The following is a 12,567-nucleotide window of genomic DNA, read 5'->3' on the forward strand; positions in this document are numbered from 1 at the left end:
TATGAAAAGAACAATTACTATACTCGCATTATTGGTTATACAGCTGATTTATTCACAAACCAAAAACAAGGCTGCCGACGCACTTTTTGATAAGATGTATTACGTTGAAGCGGCAAAATCGTATGAGCTTTCCATTAATAACGGAGATGCTTCTAAAGAAATACTTCAGCGGCTTGGAGATGCTTATTATTTTAATACCAAAATGTCAAGCGCATCAAAATGGTACGGAAAACTAATTGCAGACTATTCTAACGAAGTTTCAGCCGAATATCTATTTCGTTATGCGCAGTCCTTACAAGGGATTCAAAATTACGAATTGGCAAAAAAATGGATGAAAGCCTTTGCTGAAAAGCAAAAATCAACAGATCCTAGAGCTAAGAACTTTTCGCTTAAAAATGTGACTCTAGAAGACATTGAAAATATAAAGCCTTCTTTTATACTTGAAAACCTAGACATTAATTCTGCTTATTCTGATTTTGGTCCGATGTTCTATAAAGGAGATTTGGTTTACTCTACCACAATTGACTCCTCGTATTATAAAACTGAAAAATATGGATGGAACGATCAGCCTTATCTTAATATGCAATTAGGAAAAATCAGCGAAACGCAGTCGAATGTTACTTTTAAAGAACATTTCGGAAAAGATATCACTACAAAATATCACGAAGCCTGCATCGCTTTTTCTCCTGATGAAAAAACGATTTATTTCACCCGAAACAATTACAATGGAAAACTAAAGCGCGACAGCAAAGGCATCAATAATCTCAAAATCTTTTCTGCTACGGCATCAGAAAATAGCAATGGCACAGTTTCTTGGAAAGATATTCAGGAGCTGCCTTTTAATAGTGACGACTATTCTGTTGGACATCCGTCGGTAAGCAAAGATGGCAAAAAACTGTATTTTGTTTCGGATATGCCAGGAACAATTGGCTCAACAGATATTTTTGTAGTGGATATTTTGGGCAACAATCAATTCTCTCAACCAAAGAATTTAGGAGAAAAAATAAATACAACAGGAAGAGAAATGTTCCCATATATTACCGATCAGGCGCTATATTTTTCTTCTGATGGATTTTTGGGCTTAGGAGGTTTAGATGTATTCGAAAGTCGAATAAATGATGGCGTTTTTGATGCTCCAGCCAATCTCGGAGCGCCATTAAACAGCAATAGAGACGATTTCGGCTATATCGTTAACGAATCAACCAATAAAGGTTTTGTATGTTCTAACAGAAAAACAGGAAAAGGAGATGATGATATTTATTCTTTTGAAAGATCGTGCAATCAGGCAATAGGCGGTTATGTTTTCGATGCCATTTCAAACAACAGAATCGCTGGTGCAATGGTCACGTTAAAAAATGCCAACGGAATAAAAGTGGCTGAAACAGTTTCTCAACTCGACGGAAAATACGATTTTAACAACAATGTAAATTGCAATACGTCGTATACTATCGAAGTCTCAAAAGAGAATTATAACAATAATACTAAAGCAATTGTAACGGCAAACAGTTCAGGAAAAACCGAAGCTTTAGTCGGTTTAGATCCTGCCCTAATTGTTCGCGAAAATGGTCTTTTAAAAATAAAAATCGGAATCATATACTTTGATTTAGACAAATCAGACATTCGTTATGATGCTGCAATAGAATTAAATAAAGTAGTTCTCTTAATGTATCAGTATAATACGGTTGTAATCAAAATTGAATCGCATACTGACTCGCGTGCCAATGACCAATATAATCTCGAACTCTCTGACCGAAGAGCAAAAGCTACAAGAGATTACCTTATTTCTCAAGGAGTCGCGCCCGAAAGAATCGAAAGCGCAATTGGCTACGGAGAAACCCAGCTGCTCAATAATTGTTCAAATGGAGTTCCGTGTACAGAAGCACAGCATCAGGTCAATCGCCGAAGCGAATTCATCATTACAAAAATGTAAAAATAAAAAAGCGTCCAGATAATCTAGGACGCTTTTCTTTATCTATAATCTGAGAGAAGTCTTTCTTCTTTCTTCTATTTTCTTTCATCTTGCCTCTTTCATCTATACTTCTCTCTCACTGCAGCTTCACACACATCCACTCGCCTTTCATAATCAATTTATCTTCATCAAAAGCTTCGCCCGATTGTTTTATGATTTTTTCGCTCGTACGAATGTTTTTTACCACAAATTTAACGAGTTTATTGAATTCAACACCTCCAAAAAACTCAACATTATCTAAACTCACCAAGCCAAAAACGCCATCTGCGATTCCTAAAAGCTTTATCCCTGCACCTCCACACTGCGCCATCGCCTCAATTAAAATCGTTCCAGGAACAAAATTAAAGTCCGTAAAACTGCCTTGAAGCCAGGCATCTTTTTCTGTAAACGTCTTTAAACCAATGATTGTATCTGTTGTATAAGAAATAATTTCATCAACAAAAAGAAATGGAGCACGATGCGGAATTAAGTCTTCTATTTTTTTAGTCATGATTTGTATTTTGGAACAATGTACGAATCTGAAGCGAAATAAGCAACGTTTTAAATTATATCTCTATTAATTACTTCGCCGCTTTTACTTCAAAAAAAACAAAAAAAAAGAGACACCGAAGCATCTCTTTTCACGTTATCAACTCTAAAATCACAAAGCTTTTATTCTTGCAGTAAAACAAAACTTTTAGCGTTTGCTTTGATTTTAGTTCCTTCAAAATCAATATCAATAATTGCCGCTTTTCGTGGCGAAACTCCGCTATTGCTGAAATGAGTATGCATCACATATTTCATTTTTCCGTTTTTATCATAGAAAACATCACCGTGGCCAACTCCATTAATTCCAACATCTTTTTTACTAATGATTGGGCTATCTGTCGCTTTTTCCCAAGGTCCAAGTGGACTTTTAGCAGTTGCATAGCCTACTGCATAATCGGGATTTCTAAAATCGTTGGCAGAATAGATCAGATAATACAAATCATTATGTTTTAAGACCGTTGGCCCTTCTGTAACTGGCCAAGAAACATTCTGCGTATTTTCCCAAGGAAGAACGCCAGAAATACATTCTTTAAGCGTTTCTTCTTTAATTCCAGACAAATCATCTTTCAGTTCTGCAACAAAAATTCGGTTGCCGTCAGTCAAACGCACATGATAAAGGTATTTTTTGCCATCCTGATCAACAAAAAAGAAGGGATCGATCTGTTTGCCCAAATTAAACATTGGAGCCTTAGAATCGCTTTTAAATGGCCCAAGCGGACTATCGCTGATTGCCATAGCAATATTTTCATCGGCAGTATAAATCATGTAAAACTTATTGTTGTGTTTGAAAACCTGTGGCGCCCAAAAACCTTTGGTTCCGTAAGCATCTCCTTTTTTTAAAGCTAAACCATTTTGTGCTCCAGATGGACCATTCCATTTTTTTAAATCGGAAGAAGTGTACACTTGAAAACCTTCTCCGTTAGGAAAATCTCCCGTGGTTGTTCCGTACAGATAATACACTCCATTTTCATAAAAAATAGTTGGATCTGCGAGTAAGATTGGTTTGGCTTTTGAAGCCGATTTTTTAGCCGTTTCTTTTTCTTGAGAACAGCAAATAAAGACACAAAACAGACTTAATAGGCTAAAATATTTTTTTATTTTCATTATTAAACTTTTTATTTAATTAATTACATTTAAAAACTAAAAATCAAATAGTTAAACAATTACTATAGAAAAACTCTATGATACAAATTTTGTTAAAAATCCGCCATTTCACTTCAAAAAACTCATTTTTATTTTCAAGAAAAAGGTCTTTCCCATAATGTTTTCCAACTCCTAATTTTCAACTCAAAACTTATTATTTTCTAGCCGAAAATTGATATAAAGAAACGGTATGATACTTCTCTCCTGCTTTTAATGTTATTTGAGGGAATTTTGGCTGATTTGGGGCATCTGGAAAATGCTGTGTTTCTAAGGCAAAAGCGGTTCTAAAATCATCTTTAACACCTGATTTAAAGGTGTTTTTACTTTGCATGAAGTTTCCGCTATAAAATTGTAGTCCAGGCTCTTTTGTATAAATATCTAAAGCAATACCTGAAACATCTCCTTTTATCGTTGCCGCATGAATAAAACCATCTCTTTTTTCGTCATTCAACACATAATTGTGGTCATATCCTTTTCCAAATTTCAGCTGTTCATCTTTATTTTCGATTCTTTCACCAATTGTATGTTTTGACGTAAAATCAAACGGCGTATTTTTAACTGATTTAAATTCGCCGGTCGGAATCAAGCCTTCGTCAACTGGTGTAAATTTATCTCCGTAAATCTGCAATTCGTGATTTAAAATAGTACCGCTTCCTTCCCCATTCAAATTAAAAAAAGCGTGATTAGTTAGGTTTACAATTGTAGTTTTATCTGTAGTTGCTTCATATTCCATTTTTACAGCATCATCATCTGTAATAGAATAAGTTACTTTTACATTTAAATTCCCTGGAAAACCTTGTTCTCCATCTGGCGAAACATAGGTAAAGACCAAAGTCTTTTCATTTGTCTTTTCTGCATTCCAAACAACATCTTGAAACCCTTTTACACCACCGTGTAAAGCATTTTTCCCATTGTTTAACGGAATCTGATATTGCTTTCCTTCAAGCGTAAACTTGCCTAATGCAACTCTGTTGCCAACTCTTCCAATTGTAGCGCCAAAGTAAGGTTCTGTTGAGTTTTTATAGCCTTTTATGCTATTCATTCCGACCACGACATCGGTCGATTTTCCGTTTTTATCTTTAACCCACAAACCTATCAATCGCCCGCCATAATTGGTAAAAGCAGCTTTTATATCTTTATTCTCGATCCAATACAAACTAACTTTTTTACCATCAATGATAGTGTCAAAATTTTTAGTTTCTAAAACCGTTTTTATAGAATCTGAGGCTATTTCAGGCTTATCTTTTGAAACTGTATTTTCTTTTTTGCCGTCTTTACAATTGAATTGAAAAAGTACAAGCAACAAAACTGCAGCAATTTGAATATTTTTCATTTTTTATGTCATTGCGAGGAACGAAGCAATCTCATCCTCCGATTATTTTTTTATTTTGACGGAATAGCCAATGGCACTCCTTCACTAACTGGCTCGCCTAAAACTGGAAATCCATTGGCATCCCAATCAATTCTCTGCATTCTTGGCGATCTTTTATTACCACAACCCTCACCCGGATTGGAATTCGCGTGATATAAAATCCAATCTTCTTTGCCGTCAGGAGATTTAAAGAATGAATTATGTCCAGGCGCGTAAACCTTGTTGGCTGAAGATTGTTTAAAAATCGGTTCTGGGGATTTTTTCCAAGCAGAAGCGTCCAACAAATTATCTCCGCCATTGAAAGTCAGCAATCCTAAGGCATAAAAATCAGTCCAGCAGCCACTTGCCGAAAACACAATAAAAATTTTACCGTTTCTCTCTAAAAACTGCGGTCCTTCATTCACATTTACCTGTGGCGGATTTACCTCGTCGTGCAATGCTCCGTGCGTTTCCCAATCGTTTGTTGGCGCAGAAATCATAACACGGTCTCCATCAATTTCAAGCGGATTTTTCATTTTGGCAATGTAAATATTCTGCTGACCGTTTTTGTCTCCTTCCCAGCCTGCCCAAATCATGTACAACTGTTTTTTATATTCGAATACATTTCCGTCAATGGCCCATTTATCGGTTTGTGCAGCGATTTTGCCTTTAAACTCAAATTTCCCTTTAAACGGATCTGAAGATTTATTTTCCAAAACATACATCCTGTGATTGTTGTTATCGCCATTATCTGCAGCGAAATAGCAGTACCATTTTCCATTTATGATATGAAACTCCGGCGCCCAGATTTCTGCCGAATAATTGGTGTTTTTAGGCGGTGTCCAAATTACTTTGCTTTCGGCATTTTTAATATCCGAAAGATCTTTTGTTTTCCATAATACCAATTTATTTCCAAGCGTATTTGTATAGTAATAATAGCCTTTGTAATATGTACTGTAAGGATCTGCTCCCGCTGGCAGAATTGGATTAGTAAATGTTTTCTGCTGTGCAAAACTTATTGTTGTAAGAAGCAGAAGGATTAGATATTTTTTCATTTTTAGTTTTTTGTTAGTCTCTGAATTTTCTCTCGCAGATTTCGCAGATTTTGCAGATTTTTTTATCAGCGTTATCTGCAAAATCTGCGGGAGAAATAAAATTAACTCTAATTCAAAGCATTAATAACCTCCGTATTAATCTTATTTACCGCTTTAAAGTCCATTTTATCCACTTTTCTGTCGTAGGTCATAAAACCGTTCACTTCACCTTCAACATCTGTTGTTTGAGTATAGACTGCAGCCGAGAATCCCGTTTTAACGTATTTTCGAAGCATTTCCGCGTACTTTATGTATTCGGCGGTAACTTCACTCGCATTTTTAAATTTAATGTAACCCCAGTTGTCATTTGCCCTCCAAAGATGTCCTTCTAACGGAAGTCCGATTCCGCCGTATTCTCCAAGCACTGTAACTCTTCTTGCATCGTACAAATACATATCTGGACCTGGATAATTATGCAAATCCAAAATATCTCCTGTTTGAAAGTGATTTCCACCACTTGCAGAATTAATCAAACGGGTTGAGTCGTGCTTTTTAGTCCATTCTGTAATTTCAACGGTTTTAAATTGTCCCCAGGCTTCGTTAAACGGAACCCAAACCACAATACTTGGATATGAATACAAATGATCCATAATCTCTCTCCATTCTTTTCTATAGATTTCTTCCGATTTTGCTGAACGCTGTAATTCTGTTCCTTCAAAATACTTTCTATTTTGCCAAACTGGCTGGTCATCTCCGCTTGGCATATCTTGCCAAACCAGAATACCTAACTGATCACAATGTGTGTACCAACGCTCTGGCTCTACTTTAACATGTTTACGAATCATATTAAAACCTAATTCTTTAGTTTTAACAATATCATATTTCAAAGCTTCATCGGTTGGCGCTGTATACAATCCGTCTGGCCACCAGCCTTGGTCTAAAGGTCCAAATTGGAAATAATCTTTGTTGTTCAGCTGCATTCTAATTATTCCGTTTTCATCACGTTTAGATGAAATCTTACGCATCGCAAAATAACTTTTCACCTCATCAACTATTTTATTTTTGCTGATTAAGCGAATTTTAGTCTGATATAAAAACGGTCTTTCAGGCAACCATAATTTCGGATTATTCAAAACAATATCATTGCTTTCGCCCACAACCGCTTTTTCTTTAGCGATTTCTTTTCCGTTGTCGAAAACAGAAATTTCTACTACATCTCCTTTTTCTGCTCCATTTACCTCAGCTTTTATGTTTATTGCATTTTGATCAATATTTGGAGTTGTTTTTAATGCTGAAATGTTTTTAGCATTTACAGGCTCGATCCAAACCGTCTGCCAAATTCCTGTCACGGGCGTGTACCAAATTCCTTCCGGATTTTTGACTTGTTTTCCTCTTGGTTGTGGCCCATCATTAGACGGATCCCAAACTTTCACAACCAATTTCTGATTTTTCCCTTTTTGGATAAATGGCGTAATATCAAACGAAAATGGCGTATAACCTCCCGTATGCGAACCAACTTTTACATCATTAATAAAAACTTCAGTTTTCCAATCTACAGCGCCAAAATGTAAAAGGATATTTTTTCCATTCCAGCCCGATTCAATTGAAAATTGGGTTTCGTACCAAAGTTCGTTTTTAGAACCAACTTCTTTCATCACGCCAGATAGACTCGATTCAGCCGCAAATGGAACCAGAATCTGCCCGTCATATTTTGAAGGCGCGGCTTTTCCAAATTCTCGAATGCTGTAATTCCACAAACCATTCAGATTTTTCCATTGCCCGCGCTCCATAATCGGACGGGGATATTCGGGTAAAGTTTTCTTCGGATCAACCTGCTCTGCCCATTTAGTTTTGATTTTATCTCCTTGCGGTTTCCATTGCGCATTTACAGCAAAAAGGGAAAACAAGGCTAAAAAAAGGATGCTTTTTCTTTTCATGTTCTATATTTTTAGACATTCAACGAATGCCATGATTTTCTTCTGAATCAAAATGAATTACCGGGCTCATCTCCACATAAGCCCGATAATTACTGAACTAAACTAACTTAACTAACCATTTTTTTGAGTTATGAATTATGAATTATAAATTAACTTAGAGTAATATTTATTCACTTGATAAGTAATGAGCCAAACTCATAACTCATAACTCATAATTCATAATTCATAATTCATAACTTCTTCGTAAGTCCAAATTTCTTCACCAAACTGTCGTATTCTTTTTTAGAGATTGTAATCATGCATCCGTGGCGCACTTTTTCTGGGAGACTGTATTTGTCCCAATCGGAGAAAAAAGTATAGCCAGAGGCTTGAAACCAAGGTCCGTTTAAGTTATCAGCAATTGATAATCCGTACGAAACACCTGGATATTGTTCGTAATACATATACCATATTTTGTCATCTGGAGAAGGAATCAACATTGGCGCTTCTCTAAAGTTTGGACTGATAGATTGCTGGGGCAAAGAATAAGGTCCTAAAAGATTTTTTGATTTAGCAATTCGGATGGTTTTTCCGGTTGTCCAATACAAAGTTGGATAGGTTTCGTCTTTAATCACAGCGTAATAGGAGTCACCGACTTTACGAATAAAAACATCAATTGTTCCCATATCCCAATCAAATAAACGTTTTGGAGTTCCTTCAAATGTTTTTAAATCTTTAGACAAAATGTACAATGTTCGCTGACTTGCCCAATAGCGCTCTCCGTCTTCTTTTGTTCCTTCCAAATGAGGCGTATGCCAAGTCATGATGAACTTTTGAGAAGGCTCATCATAATACAGTTTTGGAGCCCCAATTCGCTGTAAAGCGTTTGAATAATCTGGCGTGCTTTTTAAATCTGGCGTATAATCGGAATGTTTTTTCCATGTAATCAAATCATCCGAAACCCAAATATTGATAGCTTTTGCATCGTCGCCAGTATTTCCAGCGATATAATATTTTCCATCAGGACCTTTGCAGATGTCGGGATGACCTTTATACTCTTCAAAAACTCGTTTTCCGTTATTCAGATTTTCCCAATGAAGTCCGTCCAAACTAACTGAATAGTATAATCTGCCGTAATCGTTATGCGTCATATGCGCAAAAAGATAAGCTTCGTTTTTTGGTTTCTCACTTCCTTTTACCTGTCCAGGAGGATCTGGTTGTTGCGCTTTCGCGGAAAATCCGATCGCAATTGCCATTATTAAAAGAAGTTTTTTTATTGTGTTTTTTTTCATGTTGCTAAAAGGTTTAAAAGTTTTTTCGCCACGAATTCCACTAATTTTCGCTAATTTTTTTTGCCACAGATTTCACAGATTAAATGATTTTTTTTCTAAAACCACAAATTCCACAAATTTTCACTGATTATTTTTTTACTGCCACAGATTAAAAGGATTAAAAAGGATTTTTTTCTTCTGCAACATAAAACATAGCCCAAGTTTTCAACCTTGGATGCGCAATGAATTTACGAACGCCGTGTTTCCAAGGTTGAAACCTTGGGCTATGTTTGAAAAAAATCATTTAATCTGTGAAATATATGGCCAAAAGCAATTATCTAATTATCAAATTGACACATTGTCTAATTCTTTTTATTTGCCTCAGATGTCATCTTTTTAATCAAATCTGTTTCAGCTTTGATGTAAGGCGTTCCGTCTGTATGAAGCACTTCGTGAAACCATAGTTTTGGCTCTGCTGTGTAGGTTTTAGTCCAGCTGTCCCAAGCGTATTTTGTTTGTGTTTTTCCATCAACAAATCCCCAGTTGATCATTCCTACATTGTATTTTCTGGCTATTGGAAGAAACCCCTCGAAAGTGCTTCCATTTGGTCTTGCCATATATTCTGTGCAGATTAATGGCTTTCCGTAACGCTGTAATTGTTTGATTACTTTTTCGAAATCTTGAGGCGTATTGTAATTGTGGAAAGAAACAATATCAGATTGTTCAATCTGCATTTTGTGCATTGGCTTCATTTTCGCTTCGTCGCTCCAGTCTCCAACCCAAACTCCAGAAGTCAATGGCTGAGAAGGATTGCTCTCTCTTACCCACACAAAAACATCTTTTAAAAGCTGTAAAATCAAATCGACTTTGTTTTTGATTTCAACTTTCTCATAAGATGGTCCTGTCATATTATCGGGTTCGTTCCAAACATCCCAACCTAAAATTCGTTTATCATCTTTAAAATGAGAAACTGTTTCTTTTACATATTTCTCTAAACGCGGATATTGTGTTTTATCCTGAAGCGCTTTTTGCCCTGGAGCCTGAACCCAACCTGAGTTATGCGTATGCGGTTTTGGCGCGCGCTGTTTTCCTAAAGCTGGAAACGGATCCCAACAAGAATCAAACAAAACAAAAAGTGTTTTGATGTGATGTTTATCTGCAATTTCAAGAAACTGATCCATGCGTTTGTAAAGTCCTTCTGGATTTTGCTGATGCAATAAATCGTGCAGGTACACACGCATTACATTCATGCCTAAATTTTCTGCCCAACCCAATTCCTGATCGATTCTTTTTGGGTCAAAAGTATCTTCCTGCCACATCTCTAACTGATTTATAGCTGTGCTAGGAGAATAATTTGCTCCAACCAACCAAGGCTGTTCTGCATACCATTTATTGGCCTGATCTTTTGTCCAGATTTCTCTTTTTTCTATTGAGGCGGTTTCGCTTTTATTTTCTTCAGGATTACTTTTTTTATTGTTGCAGCTAAGCAATACGAGTCCTGCTAACATAAATGTCAGACACAATTTTACTTTCTTCATTTCAATTTTATTTTTTTTGAACAATCGTTCTTTATGAAAGGGAATCAGCTTAATTCTTCTGATTCCCTCAAAAAAAATCAGTTTTTAACACATTGGGTGAAATTATTTTTAACACATAGAAGCATAGATTTTTATTGTTCTGCTTAAGGCTATAGAAAAAGCAAGCTTTCACACATAGAACTATGTGTATTATTCTAAGTGAAACGTCTTTAATAGATTCCTAAGGACTATGTTTCTATGTGTTAAGATTAAATTCTGTTCAATTTCACCCAATGTATATCGTTAATATCCAGAGTTCTGCTCTAGATTTGGATTATTGTCTACATCGCTTTGCGGAATTGGCATTCTGTGATTTTTACCAACCGTGAAGTTTTTAAAATCTGGATCACGAAGCGCAATTTTATCAACAGAAGCTTGAGTATTTAAGTCTCCCCAACGTTTTAAATCTTCCCAACGAACACTTTCGCCACATAATTCTAAAACTCTTTCCATTTTCAAACGCTCTAGGAATTTGTCATGATCGTTTCCAATTTCAGGATGTGCTGTCGCCAATGCATTCATATTGGCACGAGTTCTTACCAAATCAACATATTGATATGCTTGAGCAGTGTTTCCCAATTCGTTTAGAACTTCCGCGTAGCGTAATAAAATATCCGCATAACGAACCAATCTGTAGTTTACTTGGTTGTAATAATCCTCATTATTTCTATAATAATCACGGCTTCCTTTTCTAAACCAAGCTTCATTATTGTTCCACTCCCAGTTTCTGCCGTATGTTTTGTCTCCGAAATCAGCTAATAATTGAGGATAAAATAAACTCCATCTTAATCTTTCATCCAATTTTCCGTCTTTATTGTTTTCTTGTTTAAAAGCATCCACTAACCAGATACGCGCTTGTCCGTCAGACCATCCAATTCCTCTAGGTGCAAAAAATTGAGAACGGTTGCTAGAAACTGCAGCGTTTTGATCCTCACCGGTTCCGCCTTTTCTTTGATCTCCAAATTGGATTTCAAAAACAGATTCACTGTTGTTTTCATTTGTATCTGTAAAATTATCTCGGTAGTTAGACACCAAACTGTACTTCGCTCCTGCTCCAGAAATTAAAAATTCTAAAGCCGTTTTTGCTTCTGGCCATTTGTGCTGCTGCATATATACTTTGGCAAGAAAAGCTTTTGCTGCTCCTTTATCGGGTCTTCCTAACTGATCTGCTGACCAATCTCTTGGCAAATCTTCAAAAGCTTCATTTAAATCTTTTTCAACTTGAGCCCAGATTTCAGCTACTTTTACTTGCTTTGGCAAATCTGCTGGCGTAGATGGCTCTAAAACCAACGGAATATCTTCCCAAATTACAGCTGCATAGTAGTAATGCAAGGCTCTAAAGAATTTTGCCTGAGCTATAATTTTCTTTTTATCATCTTCATTTTGAAAAGTAATATTCGGAACATTCGCCAAAACCTGATTACATCTAAAGATAGCTTTGTAAGTATCTCTCCACGTTACGGCATTCCCTTCCCAAAAATTGTAATTGATATAATTGAATCTCGTCCAATCTGCTAATTCAGTCCACGGACTTACGCTATACCCTTCATCAGAAGTTAAATCCAGACGGAAATAAATCCATCTTGCCCACAATCCGTCTTTATAAAACATGGCATAAATAGAGTTTACACCGGCTTGTGCATCACTTTCAGTTTCCCAATATTGGTCAACTGTAATATCATTCGGGCTGTTTAGATCCAATTCGTTTTCACAAGCGGTAAAAACAAGACCTAGAAAAGCTGCTGTTAGTATGATTATTTTTTTCATTACGCTATTTT

9 protein-coding genes are annotated in these 12,567 nt (G+C 36.2%); 1 reads left to right on the top strand and 8 read right to left on the bottom strand.

What is annotated here, in order from left to right; translation table 11 throughout:
- Nucleotide 1 precedes the first annotated feature (1 nt).
- Nucleotides 2-1,930, top strand: a complete 1,929-nt coding sequence (locus tag BLP44_RS10270; RefSeq protein ID WP_091132504.1) for an OmpA family protein — start codon at nt 2-4, stop codon at nt 1,928-1,930.
- A 115-nt stretch (nt 1,931-2,045) separates the two neighbouring features.
- On the opposite strand, the gene BLP44_RS10275 is transcribed toward BLP44_RS10270, so the two are convergent.
- The 8 genes from BLP44_RS10275 to BLP44_RS10310 form a co-directional block, all read right to left on the bottom strand.
- A complete protein-coding gene (locus BLP44_RS10275) occupies nt 2,046-2,459 on the bottom strand; it encodes a 3-hydroxyacyl-ACP dehydratase FabZ family protein (protein WP_008463349.1) in 414 nt (137 codons plus the stop codon).
- Between the two features lie 161 nt (nt 2,460-2,620).
- Complete coding sequence (locus tag BLP44_RS10280) at nt 2,621-3,601, bottom strand: glycoside hydrolase family 43 protein (protein WP_091132508.1); 981 nt, start codon at nt 3,599-3,601, stop codon at nt 2,621-2,623.
- A gap of 193 nt (nt 3,602-3,794) precedes the next feature.
- The gene (locus tag BLP44_RS10285; protein WP_091132511.1) at nt 3,795-4,973 is read right to left on the bottom strand and encodes an aldose epimerase family protein; all 1,179 of its coding nucleotides are present in this window, start codon (nt 4,971-4,973) and stop codon (nt 3,795-3,797) included.
- A 50-nt stretch (nt 4,974-5,023) separates the two neighbouring features.
- Nucleotides 5,024-6,046 (bottom strand): glycoside hydrolase family 43 protein, encoded by a 1,023-nt coding sequence (locus tag BLP44_RS10290; protein WP_091132909.1) that lies wholly within the window; start codon nt 6,044-6,046, stop codon nt 5,024-5,026.
- Between the two features lie 107 nt (nt 6,047-6,153).
- The gene (locus tag BLP44_RS10295; protein ID WP_091132515.1) at nt 6,154-7,962 is read right to left on the bottom strand and encodes a glycoside hydrolase family 2 protein; all 1,809 of its coding nucleotides are present in this window, start codon (nt 7,960-7,962) and stop codon (nt 6,154-6,156) included.
- 230 nt (nt 7,963-8,192) lie between these two features.
- Complete coding sequence (locus BLP44_RS10300; RefSeq protein ID WP_091132518.1) at nt 8,193-9,233, bottom strand: glycoside hydrolase family 43 protein; 1,041 nt, start codon at nt 9,231-9,233, stop codon at nt 8,193-8,195.
- Nucleotides 9,234-9,574: 341 nt separating this feature from the next.
- Nucleotides 9,575-10,750 carry a cellulase family glycosylhydrolase gene (locus BLP44_RS10305; RefSeq protein ID WP_091132913.1) on the bottom strand — a complete coding sequence of 392 codons (1,176 nt, stop codon included), beginning with the start codon at nt 10,748-10,750 and terminating at the stop codon, nt 9,575-9,577.
- Nucleotides 10,751-11,032: 282 nt separating this feature from the next.
- Nucleotides 11,033-12,556 carry a RagB/SusD family nutrient uptake outer membrane protein gene (locus tag BLP44_RS10310; RefSeq protein WP_091132521.1) on the bottom strand — a complete coding sequence of 508 codons (1,524 nt, stop codon included), beginning with the start codon at nt 12,554-12,556 and terminating at the stop codon, nt 11,033-11,035.
- Between the last annotated feature and the right edge of the window lie 11 nt (nt 12,557-12,567).

Source organism: Flavobacterium anhuiense (genome assembly GCF_900101855.1).
GTDB classification, from domain to species: Bacteria; Bacteroidota; Bacteroidia; order Flavobacteriales; family Flavobacteriaceae; genus Flavobacterium; species Flavobacterium anhuiense.